This window comes from Clostridium thailandense (assembly GCF_019207025.1).
In the GTDB taxonomy this organism is placed as follows: Bacteria; Bacillota; Clostridia; order Clostridiales; family Clostridiaceae; genus Clostridium_AM; species Clostridium_AM thailandense.
In genome coordinates this window covers 1-16,560 of record NZ_JAEEGC010000177.1, presented here as the reverse complement: position 1 = coordinate 16,560, position 16,560 = coordinate 1, and the positions used below count along the sequence as shown (strand labels likewise).

The window sequence follows — 16,560 nt, the reverse complement described above, 5'->3', positions numbered from 1 at the left end:
GTATTATGAAAGAAAAAATATTAAGATTCAAGTATATGATAATTCCTATTGCAATGTTTGTTATACTTGGCATTGGAGGTGCCATTGTTTTAGCCCTTGGATTTAGTGCCCATTCTCTTAGTAAAATTCCAACTATCATTGTAGATCATGATAATTCTCTGTCAACTCAAGCCCTTATAAGGGAAATAAGGACAAATTCAAAATTTAATGTAGTTGCATATAGTCAGGTTGATAATGATGTTAAAGACTTAATAGACAAAGGAAAAGTGTCTATAGGATTTATTATTCCTAAAAATTTTTCAAAGGATCTGACCGATATGAAAAATCCCAAAATTATGGTTATTTATGACGGATCACAAATGGCAATGACTTCTTCTAGCAAAACAAGAGTTGCACAGATTTTAAGTACTATTAAATCAGCATATTTAATAGAGGTAGTGGAAGGTCAACTTGGATTAATGCCAGAAGTAGCTGCAAATTATATAAATCCTATACGTTATAATTCCAGAATTATAGGAAATCCTACTGAAAATATGTTTAATTTTTTTATTCCAGGATTTGCAATAAATACTATTCAAGTGGGAATGATTATAGTTGTAATTTTGTTAATAAACAAAGGCAATAGCTATAAAAAAATGTGGATTAAAGGTGTTATGGTTGGATTTTTGGCATCAGCTTCGGTTATTACTATTATGGGAATTTATTGTAAATATTTTGGTTTGCCTTATAGAGGATCTGTTGAAGCAGCAATTATGCTAACTATTTTATTTTGTATTGGAATGACATTTATAGGAGTACTTCTAATTATTTTGTATAATGAAAATCAGTTAAATGCATTAGGCTTTGTAGGTCCAATAGCAATAACCCTATTTTTGGTGGGATACACATTTCCAACTGTAGCCATGCCAGAGATAATTCCTATGGTAGCTAAGTATATTCCATTTTACTATTATGCCATACCACTAAGAGATCTAAGCCTTGTAGGCGGCAGTTTTCAAGATAACTTACCTAATATATTCTGGCTCATTAAATTTGTAATTTTTATGTGGGTTACTACATTCCTTTTATATAAAGTGAAAGAAAGGAAGAAAGTTAGAAGAGAAAAGAAAGATAGTATTATTAATAGTCAAGATGCAGAGGTGATAATATAATGAAGAGTTTTTTTAAAATGTTGAAAGAAGAAAAAGGCCCTATACTTAAGACTATTATACTCACTATTATAGGATCACTTGTTTTTGGTTATGCCATGTCCAATCCTTATATAGAGAATATTCCCTTTGGAGTAGTTGATAAAGATAACTCAAATTTATCAAGAACAGTTATCGAGCAACTTAAAAATCATCCAGGTTTAAATGTCAATTATTATGTGGATTCTGATACTGAACTTGAAAAAGCAATAAAGGATCATAGAGTAAATGGAGGTATAATAATACCTAAGCATTTTGAAAAAGATGTAAGCTTGGCAAAATCACCTAGTGCTTTATTGTTAATAGATGGAACTAGTCTTCCTAAAGAATCCAGTACGCTGGGATATGCCAGTCAGGTTTTAGGTACGATAAATGCTGGTGCTCAAATAAGCATTCTTCAAGGAAATGGTATGGTTCCATACCAATCCAAACAAGCTGTTTTAAATTTTTCCTATTCTGAACGAATACTGTATGAGCCCCAAAGCAGTTATCTTAGATATTTAATTTATACTTTGGTACCTTTGGTTAACCAAGGATTTTTTGTACCAGTACTTGTAGTACCTGCTTTAATGAAAAAGAAACAGGAATTGGCGAAGGTTAAAATACGTTCAAGAGAAGGTTTAAAAGTTATATTTGGGCTTATAGGAAGAATATTATTTTATTCTACTTTATGTACTATATTAATTTTCATTTGTTTATGCCTTCTTGATAAACTAGTCTCTGTACCTATGCGTGGTGATATATTAATATACATTGTTTTAATGTATTTATTCTTTATTAACCTTACAGCTATTGGATTATTTCTCACATCAATTATGGATAACTTATGTTATTTTATACTGTTTTTTAATATGATAAATATAGTTATATTTCTAACCTGTGGTGTTATATTCCCAGATTATCTACTGCCAAGTGGAATGGCAGATGCTCTTAATAGTTTATGGCCATTTAGACATATGACAGTAGCATTAAAGATGTTAAATTTAAAAGGATTAGGATGGGAATTCATGCTTCCTTATATAAAAAATGAAATTAAGTTTGGTGCATTTTGGTTACCAGCAGGAATTGCACTATACTGTGCTAAAATTTCTTTTATGAAATATAAAAATAGCAAACTAATACAGGAAGATATTTCGCAAGAAGATGCAGTAAAAGCGTAGAAAAGAATAAAAGTTATATATTGACATGTAAAAAGTGTAAAGATATAATGAAATTAATAAATAAATATTTATTTATTAATTTCATTAATTTTGGATTGAGGGTGACATATATGGCACGAATTGCAGATCCTGAGAAAATGGATAGCATTAAGAGAGCGGTAATGGAATGTGTAGTAGATTATGGATATGAAGGAGTATCAACTGCTTTAATCTGTGAAAAAGCAGGTGTCTCACCAGGGTATTTGTACAGATACTATAAAAGCAAGGAAGAGTTAGTGCTGGAATTGGTAGATTTAGAGATGCAAACAATAACAAAGGATTTTACAGCATACATAGATTCTTCTAGTACATTATACGAAGTATCCTATAAAACAATAAAAAAATTATTTTTGAGAGCAAATGAAGAACCTATGATAGCAAGGTTTACCTCTGCAGTTGTTATGGATTTAAAAATACCAGCAAAAGGAAAAAAGAATAACTTCAAAGCAGTTCTGGAATTGGCAGAAAAATGTATTAAACTGGGTGAAAAAACAGGTGAAACCAATCCAGATATAACTCCACTAGAAATATTGGTTGTTTCTTTTACAATTCCATTTAGATATTTATCATTTTCATTAGAACTTGATAAAAATAAGATATTCACAGAAGACGAGATTAAAAGAATAGCCCAAATATGCATAAATGCAATGAAATAATTTTTTTAAATATTAATGAATAAATATTTATTTATTAATAATCAAAGAAGCTAATTTGAAAGTTGGAGGAATAGTATGAAAAAGAGAACCTTACTTATTTGTTCATTATTTTTAAGTGTAATTATATTAAGTGGATGTAGTGGAAAGTCTTCTGCAGAGAAATCTAATGTAAAAACATATCCTGTAAAAACTCTAGAGGTTAAAAATGAGAGTAATTCTGTTTCTTTGGAATATCAAGGCATAACTGGAGGCAGTGAAGTGAGAAAGCTTTCCTTTAAAAGTTCTGCCAAGATTTCAAAAATATATGTATCTAAAGGTCAGCATGTAAAAAAAGGAGATTCTTTAGTAGATCTTGATAAAAGTGATTTGAATTTTGCAATGGAAGCTTCTAAGTCTCAGATGGATGCTGCTTCAGCACAGTATAACAAATCCGTTAATGGTGCACAGGAGGAAGATATAAATAAAGCTGAAATAGCAGTGAAAAATGCTGAGGACAACTATAATTATTACAAGGATTTGTATGATAAAAATACTAAATTATATCAAAGTGGAGCAATTTCAAAGCAGGAATTAGATGGTGCCAAGCTTCAGGCAGATAGTTATGAGAGTGCATTAAACAATGCAAAGCAAAGTCTAGAACAGCTTCAAAATGGTTCTAGAGAAGAAGATAAACAAGCTCTTCTTGCTCAATTAAATGAAGCAAAAGCTGGTTATGATTCAAAGGCCAATCTAGTTCAAGATGCTTCTATGCATGCAGATATGGATGGTTATGTAGTTGATGTACTTTGCAAAGAAGGAGAAATGCAAGGGGCTGGGAATCCAGTAATATTATTCAGAAGTGAAAACCAAGTTGTTACTGTAGGGTTATCTGATGATGATGTGAAAAAAGTACAAGTTGGTACAAAGGCACAAGTTAAAATCGACGACAGCACAGCAGATGGAGAAATTATAAATATAGTTCAGATGTCAGATAAAACATCAGGAACTTACAGTGCAGAAATAAAATTGTTAAATCCAATAGATAACAGTAAATTTTATGTAGGTCAAAGTGTAAAAGTTTATATTAATATGGGAGAAAAGAACTCCCTATGGATTCCTATTGACAGTATTTTAAATGACGGAGAAGACTATGTATTTGTTGTAGAAAATGGACATGCTGTTAGAAAAAATGTAACTTTAGGAGATACAAATAAAGATAAGGTTTCTGTAGAAGGTTTAAAAACCAATGACAAACTTATTATTGAAGGTATGAAAAATATAAAAGCTGGCTATCAAGTTACAGTAAAGTAAAGGAGAATTTATTATGGAATTAATTAAAGCTGCCATAAAGAATAAAAAAATAGTGCTTTTTTTAGTAGTCATAGCTATTATAAGCGGTTTTTATTGCTATCATATTATTCCTAAACAGGAAAGTCCGGATGTTTCATCTCCAGCAGCCATGATTACTACAATATATCCTGGAGCTTCACCAAGTGATATAGAAAAACTGGTTACAAAAAAAATTGAGGATAAGGTTGAGGAAATAGATGGTTATGATTATGTAGAATCCTTTTCAAAAAATAGTGCTTCTGTAGTTATTTTTTATTTGAATAATGATGCAGATAAAGATAAGGCATGGAGAGATTTAAGGGATAAAATAAAAGATTTGAAAGCTGATCTTCCAGCTGGCTGCGAAGACAGTACAATAGATACAAATCTTACAGAAACAGCAGGGATGATTTTAAGTGTGTCTGGTAAGAACTATTCCTATGAACAGCTTGGGAACTATGCAGATGACATTAAGAAAGAATTAAGTAGTGTTAGTGGCATTTCTAGGTTTGATGTAAAAGGAAAGCAGGATAAACAAGTAAAAGTAGAAGTAGACTGGAATAAAATAAATAAATATTCTGTTTCTATTGAAGATGTATGTAATGTGCTAAAAGCACAAAATATAGACATTCCTTCTGGCTCTTTAAACTTAAGTACAGGAAAAATAAAGGTTAAAACGCCAGGTACTTTTACTTCTCTTCAGGATATACAAAATACTATTGTAGGAGTATCAAGTACTACCGGTGAAACTGTAAGAATTAAAGATATAGCAAAGGTATATATGGATTATGATGATGATTCTAGTTTGAAATTCACTGACAATGGAACTAGCTCAGTATTATTGGCAGGATACTTTCAAGACAACAAAAACATAGTTTTAATTGGTGATGATGTAAGAAAAAAGTTAGATACAATAAAGAAACAGCTGCCAAAGGATTTAACTATAGATGAGGTTACATTTCAACCGAAGGATGTAAGTGATTCAGTGTCCTTTTTTATGGAAAATCTTAGAGAAGGTATAATTCTTGTAATCATAACAGTTTTTATAGGAATGGGTTTTAGAAATTCTATAGTAGTGTCTGCTGTTATTCCCATATCCATATCAATGTCTTTTTTGGTAATGTATGTACTGGGAATTAAAGTACAACAGATGTCCACTACCGCACTCATTATAGCACTTGGAATATTGGTGGATGATGCAATTGTAATAGGAGATGTTATTCAGGTAGGAATAGATGAAGGAATATCTGGTGATGAGGCAGCTTTTAGAGGTATAAAAAAGTTATTTGTACCTGTGTTTACTTCTACATTGATTATTGTAGGTGCTTTCTCACCGTTACTCACAATACCTGGAGCAGTCGGGGAATTTTTAAGAACTTTACCTCAAGTAGTAATGATATGTGTAACCTGTTCCTATCTTTCAGCGTTACTTGTAACTCCAGCAATGTCTTCCTTAGCTTTTAGAAAGAGTAAAAATACAAACAAAGAAAGCAAAGTTCGTAAGATGTTTCGTAAGCTTTTAACCTATGGGCTTAATCATAAGAAGAAGGTTGTTATAGCGGCTATAGGTGTATTTTTACTATCTGTAGGTATAATGAAGACATTGGGAATGCAGTTTTTTCCTTATGCAGATAAGAATATAATTTATATTGATGTTGCTAATGAAAAGATGGAAGATATAAACAGCACATCTAATTTGATAAAACAGGTAGAGGATGTATTAAAGGATCAGAAAGAAGTTACAGGATACACCTCAGCAATAGGCGGAGGTATGCCTAAATTTTATATTACCGTGCCTGCAGTTGCAGCATCAAAGGATACAGCTCAAATTATGGTAAGAGTGGATATAGATAAAACTAAGAAATTTCAAACTAGACAGGAATTTGTTGAGTATATACAAGGATTATTGGATAGTAAAATTTCGGGAGGTACAACTACAGTAAAACTTTTAGAACAAGCCCAACCAATAGGTGCGCCTATTCGCTTAAGACTTACAGGAGATGACTTAGATAAAATTTATTCATCTTCAGAGAAAATACAGCAAGAGTTAAAAGCTATACCAGGTACTCTAAATGTGAGAGATGATGCTGCTAAGAAGACTTTTGAATATGAAGTAAATATAGATGATGCCAAAGCTTCACAGCTTGGATTGTTAAAGTCTGATATTCTAAAGCAGATAAACATAGCTTTAAAGGGTTATAGTAGTTCTGTATATAGAAAAAATGGAAGTGAATATGATATTTTAGTTAAAACAAATATTTCTTCTGCAGAAGATTTAAAAAATCTACAGATTAAATCTAGTGTAACTAATACTAAGGTATTGCTGTCACAGGTAGCATCTATTACTCTTAGCTCGGAACTAGATCAAATAAAACATTATAAAAAAGATAAGACAATAACAGTATACAGCGATGTGAAAACAGGATACAACTCAGTAGATATAGAAAATGCACTAACTGAAAAAATAAATAAGATGGATCTAAATGGTGTAAATGTACTTTATGATGGAGAAAAACATCAGATAGAGAAGAACTTTACCAGTCTAGCTCTAGCAGGAGTATTTACTGTACTGATAATCTATGTGATTCTATTTGTACAATTTAAGTCCTTTGTACAGCCACTTATAATAATGTGTTCACTCCCACTATCATTGATGGGGGTTGTAATAGGACTTATGATATTTAAGATGCCGCTCTCACTGACAGCTGTAATGGGAATAATAAGTTTGATTGGAGTAGTAATAAGAAACGCCATACTGCTTATGGAGTATATAATTGAAGGAAGAAAAGAGGGACTTTCCATAGATGATGCTTGTCTGCATGCTGTAAGTCAAAGGTTTAGACCAATAATATTAAGTTCTACAGCAACTATTACTGGACTTATACCTCTTGCATTTTCTAAGAGTGCTCTATTTGGCCCAATGTCTGTAACTATAATGTTTGGACTTCTAACAGCTACTTTTCTAACTTTTGTGGTTGTTCCAGTAGTATATTCTTTAGTTAATACAAAGCTAGAGCAAAGATTAGCAAGAAGGAATTCTATAAGCTCTTAACTAAAGACTTAAAATCATTTGATGTTGTTATTGATGGTGAAGCTAATTGAGGAATTGAAGTGAATAAAAAAAGGATAATAATAAGTCAAAATGATAATCTTTTATAATTCTTAAAGAAGTCACTTTTTTATAAATAAAGATTAATTGAAGCTTAAGTAAAGCCTTACTATCTTATATATGATAGATAGGGCTTCTTTTGTGTTACCAAATATTCTATTATCAAACCTAATAAGACTAGATTAGTTAGTTTGGTAGACGCTCTGAAAATTTTCGCAAAAAGTAAAATTCTAAATTTTGCAAAATATTATCGACGTATTATAATAAAATCATAAAAAATAAAAAATTACTAAAATTGCAATACTAAATATAAAAAGCAAATGCTAGTTATTCTAGAATAAATCATTTAAATTATTTGGAGGTGATAAAGGATATGAAGGGCATTCCTAAACTTAAAAAATATCAATATGAGAAAATATACAAGTGTTTAAGAAAGAGTGACAACCACATTATTTATTCAAATGCTATTTCTGTTGAAGCTCATGAAGATATACTAAGAGATGAAATACAAGGTTGTCTAGAAGTGTGGCTGGAAGGGTTTAAAAGAGGAGAATATAGAATAAATCTTTTTTAGAACTAAAGTGATATGAGGCATAATTTTTTAAGAATAATAAATATTTTTATTGGCTGGAAAATAAAATTAGTATCTTATGTAAAAAAATTACACAAGAAAAATATATGGTTAAAAGATCAAAAATACAAAAATGTTAAAAAATTTTGCAGCCAATTAGGCTGCTGGTTTACTAGTTTTTATGTAACATAAAAATATTATTAAAGGTTTGTAGATTAGGATTAGAGTTATCTTGGCGCCACACAAGGAAACAGCTTGGATCACTGATAGGGGGAACATCTATATCTATGACCCGTTGGTACGACAATATGGTCAAAAGATTTTTCAATAATACGATACATTAAGTTGGTTCTTCGCTCAATATCAAAATAGAGTGTGAGAGCAAAATCAAGTCTTCCATCATATAACATTTCCATTAACTGGTTAAAGTTGTAGTTCATTATATTTATTTGTAAATTTTGATAAAAAAGATTAAGTTGATTAATTATCTTGATTAATGAATTAGTAGGTCTCATACCGTCTAAGATGCCTATATTAAGGTAGCCTGTAAGTCCCATATCAATATTTTTCGCGTTAGCCACAGCTTTGTTAAAGTTTAGACATTTTACTAAAGTAATAAAGTATTTAATTTGATTAATATTCAAACTCATAACCCCCTACATAGCATTTAAATTATAATTATCAAAAGTTATTGAAATAAATTAATACATAAAAACTTCAGCAATAGTAATCTGATAGATAATATAATCTATATTGCATGATAATATCAAATTTAAAGCGGTGAATGCAAGAGAGTTAACTATAGTTTTTAAATTTTGATATTTAAACTTATAATAATTTATCACCGTGATTTTGCAACTATTACTAAAAGGCATTGTATTATAAGAAAAAAGTATTTGGTATAAAATTTAAAATTATATAAAATATTAAGTTTTTAAGGTAGAATGTGATGATGAAACTAAGCATGGACAATTCTTCATGTTATCAATCCCTAAGGTAGGTGAGGCTCCAATATCTGTAAGTGGTAAAGGAGACGGATGGGTTGAGTTCACCATTCGAAAAGTAGGTAGACTTTCTCAGGGGATTTTCTGTTTAAAAGCTGGAGACACGCTGTTTATGAGAGGTCCTTATAGTAATTCCTTCCCAGTTGATAAATTTAAGAATAAAGATTTATTAGTGATTTCTGGTGGTACCGGTATGGCTCCAGTAAAAACTCTTTTGAACTATTTTTACGACCACTCAGAAGAAATTAAATCTGTCAGCTTAATTTCAGGTTTTAAAGACGTTAACTGTGTTCTGTTTCATGATGAACTTGAAAAATTTAAAACTAAGTTCAATACAATTTATATCTTAGACAATAATAAAGCAGATGGATTTGAGACTGGAATGGTTAAGGAACATATTAAGAAGATTCCACTTAATACCTTTGAAGACTATAATGTAGTAATCGTTGGACCTCCAATTGTGATGCATTTTGCAGCCAAGGAGTGTCTTGCAAATGGTGTGGAAGAATCTAAAATATGGGTTTCTTTTGAAAGAAAAATGTCTTGTGCAGTTGGTAAGTGTGGACACTGTAAAATAAATGAGACTTATGTTTGTCTAGAGGGGCCAGTTTTCAACTATACAAAAGCTAAGGATTTGCTTGATTAAAGACAACTTGAAAACATATAACTTGGACTTATAATTTGCAGGGTATGAAACATTTTCTATTAGGTGGTTTAGTTCAAGTAAAAATTCATTGGTTAGAAAATAATTTCACTGAAACCCCTACAGAACTGGCAGAACTTGTATTAAAAATAATAAATCCTTTAGGTTATGATGTTAAAGAACTATAGCACTATATTTATAGGCATCTAAGGCCGACATTTATCTTTATACAAAAGAAAGCTTAAACTTTCTAGAATTTACTATGCATAGAAATTTTCAATGAACTCAGCAAAAATCTTTAAACAATTATTACTACTAGCTTTGTTACAAAATACATTGATATTAATTTTTTCATTCTCTCCTTCTAAGGGGACAATAACAGTATTTTTTGTTATATCTGCATTCCTGGTTATGTATTCGGGAAGTATACAAATTCCCATTCCTGCGGAGACCATTAAAAATAAAGTTTCAAAGTCTGTAGATGCCTGAAAAACTTTAGGAATAAAGCCATTTTCATAATATTCGCCAAGAATCTGATTATCATTTTCTGAATTGGTGTTCAGCTGTGACTTCATAACTAGAAAGGTTTCGTTTTTTAATTCATATCGTTTAATAGAACTTCTATGAGCAAAGGGGTGGGAAGAATATAAAACTGCCATAAGAGGATAAGATTTAATTGAAAATGATTTTAAATCCTTTAATTTATGAAAACTCTTGAAATCAAGAGAAAATACAATATCATAAATTCCCTTTAGCGCTCCTTCAATAAGATTTTCTGCATTATCTCTATGAAAAGATATAGTGATATTGGGGTATTTTTCATGAAAATGAAAAATTAAATTAGAAAAGGAAGTTTTTTCATATCCTTTTATATATCCAATATGAATTGAACCTGAAGAGCCAGCTGATGCATTACTGGTTTTTTCCACAGCGGTTTTTGCACGTTCTATAATTGCTTTTGCTTCATTATAAAAGACTCTACCAGCAGGTGTTAGTGCAACATGATGTTTTGTACGATTTAGCAATTGAATCTTTAAGGATTTTTCAAGACTTTTAATCTGTTGAGTTACAGCTGTTTGTGAAACATAAAATTTTTTGGCTGCCTGAGTAAAGTTTAATTGTTCTGCTACTTCAATAAAATATTCTAATTGCACTAATGTCATTTTAAAAACTCCTTGTAATAAGATAAACTTATTATAACAGAAAAAATACATATTTTAAATTTATATAATTAAGAACTATAATAACATTAAGTGATAAAAAGAAAGAAGGATGAACATGGAATGTGATAAATCTTATGGAATATGTTCAGGAAAAGCCTTATCACAAATTGAAATAGTAGTTGTATTAAGTGCAGGAGTAACATCTATACTGATTAAAAAAAGTATAAATAATGTGGAACAAGACATAAAAAAAGTTGCATAAATTTTATATTTAAAATAAAAAATCATAACAAAGGAGAATTATGACTATGCAAAAAACAAATTACATCCCTAATGGTGGACAAACCTATATGCCATTTCAAGATAATATTTATGTTCAAACCATTGATTTTAATCCTCTTGCAAGACCTAAAGCACCAATTTCTTCTTTAGAATTAAAAGAAGAATTTAAAGAAAAAGGCTTTATCGCTACAAAAGAATGTCAGCACTTCATTCCAAAGGTTACCTCAGCTATGTTGGATTGGTTCTGGGCAAACATGGAGAAGTGTTACTATCTATGGGCCCCAGGTGCTCATAAGAGATTTAGTTGGGTAAAATCTCCATCAGAATACGGTTTTTTGAATTCAGCTCATATGATAAGCGAAGCAATGGTGCCAGGCAAACCAGTATTTGGAGGAAACGGAATACAAATTAATAGACTAGAACTTAGTTGGTTTCCTTTTACAACTTCAATGGAACATGTAATTGTGGAAGGTATTTTTAATGACAAGAATGAACTTGTGGATGCTACTATTCACATGTGGGAAGATGTTGATGGTGGATGCATCCATGTAACTTCAGCAATGGTAAATACAAGACTAAGTGAACCACCAGCCTTTGTCAAGGAATCGCCAGAAGCTTTTCCAACAGATGAGGACAGGGCAATTCATGCAGAATATGAAGCTGCTATGTGGCCAATATTTCTTCCAAAACTATATGACTTATGGAAAGACCATCCGGACCCATCTCAAAACGTTCAATGTAATTTGAAGGTTAGAAAAAAAGAGAATGGTATATTGGAGTATTTAGTAGAAAATGGATCTGTAAAGATATGAAGAAAAGAACGGTTGGTAATAAAAGTGGTGGTATGTATTGATATCACCCTCAATTTTAAGCTTAATATATATTAAAATAAGTCTAACAAATTAGATGCATACTAAGGAGGTAATTACAATGAATTGCAATTTGGAAATTAACACTTCAAAATCAAAAAATATTTCTTCTGGTTTAATGGTTTCAATACTAACATTAGCAGCAGCATCTGCACCTATATGTATGAGCAAAGTCTCGCCTATCATGCCAGTTTTGATGAAGGCTTTGGATATCAGAGAAGCGCAAGCTGGATTATTAATTTCAGTTTTTTCTATGGTAGGTATTTTTTTAGCAATTCCAGGCGGATTTGTTATACACAAATTTGGACCTCGTAAATCCGGTTTAATTGGATTATCAGCATTAATTTTCGGATCTTTAGTGGGAACGTATACATCTTCTTTTACACCCCTTCTAATAACACGTATTATCGAAGGCGTAGGAATGGCTTTATTAAGCATTGTTGGTCCTGTAATAATAGGAATGAGCTTTTCATCAGAAAAAAGGGGCGCCGCAATGGGCTTATTCACAACGTTTTCGGTTGTTGGACAATCTATTATGTTAATTGTAGCTCCACGAATAGCAGGAAGTTATGGTTGGAAAGGTGTATGGTGGTTTGCAACTATATATGCAATCGTATTCTTAGTTATATGGTTTCTATTTATAAAAAATCCACCTGCAAGCAATCATGAAAATGTAAATGATAGTGATCAAGCTGCTGAAAATAGTAAGTCAGATCATTCTGCGTTAAAAAACAAGAGCGTATGGTTTCTTGCAATAACTTTATGTTTATTTCTAACTGGTTTAATGAGTTTGGTATTCTTTTTACCAACCTATTTAAACTTAATACGTGGTATGAGTATGACTAAAGCATCTAGCATGGTTAGTGTTGTTACTCTCCTAGGAATTCCTTTTGGAATAGTTGGAGGAATATTATCTGATAAGATAGGATCAAGGCGTTGGTTTAGTATTATATTAATGGTTATAACTGCAATATTGTTTGGTACTATTCCGTTAGTTCCAACAGATAAAATAATTTTTAGTGCTATTGGGCTAGGTATAGTTCCTGGTATGGTACTGCCTCCTATTTTTGCAGCTGTAACTGAGGTATTAGACGATCAGAAAATGGCTGGAATAGCAATGGGCTTGTTAAGCACTGGACAAAATGTAGGTATGGCACTTGGAGCTGCTGGCTTTGGTGCTATAGTCCAGGCCAGTAATTGGAGTACAGCTTTCTTTACTCTAGTTCCTATAACTATACTTGGGGCTATTTTTATGATGGTTAATAAAAGAGTTAGGTAATTTTATTATCAAAAAGATGATGCCGCACTGTGGATATATATCATTGTATAGAGCATCATCTTTTAAATTAATAACATAGAAAATGTTATTACCTTACCTGCAGGTAATTATGTATGCATGTACAAACATGGAATGCCCTATGATACTGAAGCTCTTAATAATCTTATAGAATGGATTAAGGATAATAATTACAAAATTGCAGGAAATATAGTGGATGTTTGTGCGCTAGATACGACTTTTTATGAATATGATACTAAGGCTAATTTTTGTCAGATACAAATTCCAGTGAAGAAGATAAAGTAAATTACTATATATGACATTGACTGTATAGTTGGAAGACACAGTATGATATTTCTAGATACAAAACATTGAGGGAGAATTAATTAAGAATTTTGTTACAGAGATGGCAGCAAAAATGTTAAGGGACGAGTATTTTGGTAATTTTGTTATTTACTGTGGTATACATTTAGATAATATAGAGAGAAAAGAGATATGGGCTGTTATGGATTTATGTAAAGAAATGATTGTAGAGTTATGTGGTAAACAAAATGTTTTAGCTAGAGGTAGAGAAGATGGAAATTGTAGTTGGAGTAACTGGTGCAACCGTAACTATTTATGCAGTGAAATTGCTTGAGGCTTTAAAAGGAGCAGATAATGTAATAATTAATGTCCTCACTATAAACCCTGAGTGGAGAAAATTTTCACTCAGGGTTTTTTATATAGCAAGAAAATAATTAGGTATGCTATTTCTATTTTTAAGTACATTATACATAAGTCTTTTTTGCACTTATAACCTAAAAGCATAACAGTAATTCTAAATGAGTATTTTTCAGTAGATGAAAACATTGATAAAATATATACAAATAGTAAATCGTTTTCGAAAAGGAGAGAAATAGATGAGAGATTTAAGAAAAGAGCTAACTGTAGAAGAAGAACAAAAAGCTTACGCAAAATATTTTCATAATCCAATAGCAGCACCTAATTCCCAGTTGATGGAGATTCTTAAACAAGGAGCAATGGACCCAGCAAAGGCTTTAATGCCAGAGAATATTAATGAATTGCTTAAAGATGGATATGATGAAGTTGAAACAGGATATTGTGTTCTTCCAAATGGAGCAGGCTATGTTGCAGTTAATAACAAGTTTCCAGGAGTAACTTTGGACATGATTAACTGGTGGTTTGCATGGCATGGCCTTGAAGATTTACGTTATATGCTTTGGTTTAGAAAAGGTCACTATGGAATATCAGTAAGTGATGAAGATAGAGCAAAAATATTAAATCCAGCTACATCAATGGTTGAAAAATTTCAAGGACGTATTCACTATGTTATAGAAGATGCTGGTAACGGACCAGAAGATATTCAAATATCATTTTTAACTCCTGAAGCATTAGGAATTGATAGAGATAAGCTTAATACAGGAAAATTTGCTGTAGTTGGAGGAAATGGGGTATCTGAGGCTCGTTCAGGTGGACCTAAAGCACCGGCTATAATGCTTCATTTATTTAGAGAAGTGCCAGGCGGTGTGGAATCCCGTTCAAGATTCTGGATGGGTTATCATATGATTGATGGAAAACCTTGCAAGTTACTTCCAGAGGGAATACAGATTCCAATACAAGCACCTATGGGACTGGCTTTCCATAACGTTGAGGAATACAGCAATTTAGCAGCAATATTACCGGATTTATATAGAGAAACGGAAGGCAAAATATTTTAATTTAGAATTAGGAATATCAATAAAATATAAAATTTTGGAGGTATTAAAATGAAAAAGATAGAAACAGATGTAATTGTAGTGGCGGGAGGTCTTTCAGGATTAGCAGCGGCCATAGCAGCGGCTGAAAATGGTGTGAAAGTAACAGTTTTTGAAAAAGCAAATACGACAGGAGGTGCTGCCAACATGGGAATGGGCCCACTTGGAGTAGGTTCATCAATTCAAAAGGCTCATATGGTTTCACTTACTCCAGGAGAAGCCTTCAGAAAGCATATGTACTTTACACACTATAGGGTAGATGCTCGTATGGTAAGAGACTATTATTTTAAGTCAGGAGATACTATTGACTGGCTTGTGGACATGGGAGTTGAATTTTATCCACCTCAAAGAGCCTTTAGTGCACCAGAAAATACAAGAGCTTATTCAGATGGAGAATTTACATGGCATCCTGTAAAACCTGAAGGTGGCGGACTTCCAGGTCCTCGTGCTGCTACTTCAATGATAAAGAAAATGACAGAGAAAGCAGTAGAATTAGGTGTAGAAATAATTTTTGAAACACCTGCAAATAAAATCATAATGGAGAATGGACAGGCTGTTGGCGTCTTAGCAAAAAACAAGGCAGGAGAGGAAATAGAAGCAAGAGCTAAAGCAGTTATTTTAGCAACTGGTGGATTCGGAGATAATCCTCAAATGATTAAAGAAGAGACAGGTTATGAATTTGGAAAAACAATTTTTAATTTTGCAATTCCAGGCATGAAGGGTGATGGAATTAGAATGGCATGGGAAGCAGGTGCAGGTCATACAGCATGTAATATGGAGTTAATGTACCAGTTACCGGATAATATGAATCACTTCATACTTGATGGAGCATTCCGTCAACCATGTTTATGGGTGAATAAATTAGGTCAAAGATTTATGCCAGAAGATCAAATTGCTAATACAACCTTCACTGGAAATGCAATTACTGTACAACCTGGTAGTGTAGCGTATTCTATTTTTGATAGTAAATTACTTAAGAAATATAAGAAAAAAGGTGGAGATATCCCATCTCATGTACATCCACATGATTTATATGATCATTTTGATGAACAATGGGAAAGAGATATTGAAGCAGGATATGAGCCAATAGCACAAGCTGATACTATTGAGGAATTAGCAGAAAAGATGGGCATTGATGTAGAAGGCTTAGTAGCTCAAGTAGAAGAATACAACGATATGTGTGATCAAGGATATGATGAATTGTTTGAAAAAGACAGAAGATATATGCAGCCAATTGAAAAAGGACCTTTCTACTGCTGTCGTCAAAACGTTGGTGCATATGGTTCAATAGGTGGGATCCTTATCAATCATAAGACAGAGGTTATGACAGGAGATTATAAGGTGATTCATGGTTTATATGCTGTTGGTACAGATGCTTGCAACATTTTTGGAGATAGTTATCCATTTATTTTATCAGGAAATACAATGGGATTCTGTTTAAACAGCGGTCGTATTGCAGGTGAAAATGCAGCAGCAGAATTAAATGAGTTTTAGTTAGTGAACATAAAGGGGCTGTACTATAAAAATTATGCGAAGCAA

Annotated in this window: 17 protein-coding genes and 1 pseudogene; 16 read left to right on the top strand and 2 right to left on the bottom strand. The window is 31.9% G+C overall.

What is annotated here, in order from left to right; genetic code table 11:
* Positions 1 to 5 precede the first annotated feature (5 nt).
* The 6 genes from I6U48_RS26410 to I6U48_RS26385 all read left to right on the top strand — a co-directional run bounded on the left by I6U48_RS26410 (position 6) and on the right by I6U48_RS26385 (position 8,033).
* The gene (locus I6U48_RS26410; RefSeq protein ID WP_246615568.1) at positions 6 to 1,151 is read left to right on the top strand and encodes an ABC transporter permease; all 1,146 of its coding nucleotides are present in this window, start codon (positions 6 to 8) and stop codon (positions 1,149 to 1,151) included.
* A complete protein-coding gene (locus I6U48_RS26405; RefSeq protein WP_218323503.1) occupies positions 1,151 to 2,347 on the top strand; it encodes an ABC transporter permease in 1,197 nt (398 codons plus the stop codon). The genes I6U48_RS26410 and I6U48_RS26405 overlap by 1 nt, the downstream gene beginning before the upstream one ends.
* 110 nt (positions 2,348 to 2,457) lie before the next feature.
* Positions 2,458 to 3,042, top strand: coding sequence for a TetR/AcrR family transcriptional regulator (locus tag I6U48_RS26400; protein WP_218323502.1), 585 nt, complete (start codon positions 2,458 to 2,460; stop codon positions 3,040 to 3,042).
* A 75-nt stretch (positions 3,043 to 3,117) separates the two neighbouring features.
* Positions 3,118 to 4,332 (top strand): efflux RND transporter periplasmic adaptor subunit, encoded by a 1,215-nt coding sequence (locus I6U48_RS26395; protein ID WP_218323501.1) that lies wholly within the window; start codon positions 3,118 to 3,120, stop codon positions 4,330 to 4,332.
* Positions 4,333 to 4,345: 13 nt separating this feature from the next.
* Positions 4,346 to 7,402, top strand: coding sequence for an efflux RND transporter permease subunit (locus I6U48_RS26390; RefSeq protein WP_218323500.1), 3,057 nt, complete (start codon positions 4,346 to 4,348; stop codon positions 7,400 to 7,402).
* A gap of 430 nt (positions 7,403 to 7,832) precedes the next feature.
* On the top strand, positions 7,833 to 8,033 hold the full coding sequence (locus I6U48_RS26385) for a hypothetical protein (RefSeq protein ID WP_218323499.1): 201 nt from the start codon (positions 7,833 to 7,835) through the stop codon (positions 8,031 to 8,033).
* Positions 8,034 to 8,290: 257 nt separating this feature from the next.
* Here the strand turns inward: I6U48_RS26385 and I6U48_RS26380 are convergent, their stop codons facing one another.
* Positions 8,291 to 8,674 (bottom strand): type 2 periplasmic-binding domain-containing protein, encoded by a 384-nt coding sequence (locus I6U48_RS26380; RefSeq protein ID WP_218323498.1) that lies wholly within the window; start codon positions 8,672 to 8,674, stop codon positions 8,291 to 8,293.
* Positions 8,675 to 8,975: 301 nt separating this feature from the next.
* Between I6U48_RS26380 and asrB the strand changes: the two are divergent.
* A pseudogene (asrB, locus tag I6U48_RS26375) lies at positions 8,976 to 9,680 on the top strand (anaerobic sulfite reductase subunit AsrB); the annotation flags it as partial.
* A 44-nt stretch (positions 9,681 to 9,724) separates the two neighbouring features.
* Positions 9,725 to 9,865 (top strand): TetR-like C-terminal domain-containing protein, encoded by a 141-nt coding sequence (locus tag I6U48_RS26370; RefSeq protein ID WP_218323496.1) that lies wholly within the window; start codon positions 9,725 to 9,727, stop codon positions 9,863 to 9,865.
* 72 nt (positions 9,866 to 9,937) lie between these two features.
* Here I6U48_RS26370 and I6U48_RS26365 read toward each other — a convergent pair whose 3' ends face one another.
* A complete protein-coding gene (locus I6U48_RS26365; RefSeq protein ID WP_218323495.1) occupies positions 9,938 to 10,840 on the bottom strand; it encodes a LysR family transcriptional regulator in 903 nt (300 codons plus the stop codon).
* Between the two features lie 115 nt (positions 10,841 to 10,955).
* Here I6U48_RS26365 and I6U48_RS26360 point away from each other — a divergent pair, with 115 nt between their 5' ends.
* The 8 genes from I6U48_RS26360 to I6U48_RS26330 all read left to right on the top strand — a co-directional run bounded on the left by I6U48_RS26360 (position 10,956) and on the right by I6U48_RS26330 (position 16,515).
* On the top strand, positions 10,956 to 11,102 hold the full coding sequence (locus tag I6U48_RS26360; RefSeq protein ID WP_218323494.1) for a hypothetical protein: 147 nt from the start codon (positions 10,956 to 10,958) through the stop codon (positions 11,100 to 11,102).
* 46 nt (positions 11,103 to 11,148) lie between these two features.
* Complete coding sequence (locus tag I6U48_RS26355) at positions 11,149 to 11,934, top strand: DAPG hydrolase family protein (protein ID WP_218323493.1); 786 nt, start codon at positions 11,149 to 11,151, stop codon at positions 11,932 to 11,934.
* A 118-nt stretch (positions 11,935 to 12,052) separates the two neighbouring features.
* On the top strand, positions 12,053 to 13,270 hold the full coding sequence (locus I6U48_RS26350; RefSeq protein WP_218323492.1) for an MFS transporter: 1,218 nt from the start codon (positions 12,053 to 12,055) through the stop codon (positions 13,268 to 13,270).
* Between the two features lie 117 nt (positions 13,271 to 13,387).
* On the top strand, positions 13,388 to 13,573 hold the full coding sequence (locus tag I6U48_RS26345; protein ID WP_218323491.1) for a hypothetical protein: 186 nt from the start codon (positions 13,388 to 13,390) through the stop codon (positions 13,571 to 13,573).
* Positions 13,574 to 13,673: 100 nt separating this feature from the next.
* Positions 13,674 to 13,904 (top strand): prenylated flavin chaperone LpdD, encoded by a 231-nt coding sequence (gene lpdD, locus I6U48_RS30595; RefSeq protein ID WP_376774606.1) that lies wholly within the window; start codon positions 13,674 to 13,676, stop codon positions 13,902 to 13,904.
* Positions 13,843 to 14,004: a hypothetical protein gene (locus tag I6U48_RS29935; protein WP_246615567.1), complete on the top strand. Its 162-nt coding sequence runs from the start codon at positions 13,843 to 13,845 to the stop codon at positions 14,002 to 14,004. The genes lpdD and I6U48_RS29935 overlap by 62 nt, the downstream gene beginning before the upstream one ends.
* A 162-nt stretch (positions 14,005 to 14,166) precedes the next feature.
* Positions 14,167 to 14,985: a DAPG hydrolase family protein gene (locus tag I6U48_RS26335; protein WP_218323490.1), complete on the top strand. Its 819-nt coding sequence runs from the start codon at positions 14,167 to 14,169 to the stop codon at positions 14,983 to 14,985.
* 48 nt (positions 14,986 to 15,033) lie between these two features.
* Complete coding sequence (locus tag I6U48_RS26330; protein ID WP_218323489.1) at positions 15,034 to 16,515, top strand: FAD-dependent oxidoreductase; 1,482 nt, start codon at positions 15,034 to 15,036, stop codon at positions 16,513 to 16,515.
* Positions 16,516 to 16,560: the final 45 nt, after the last annotated feature.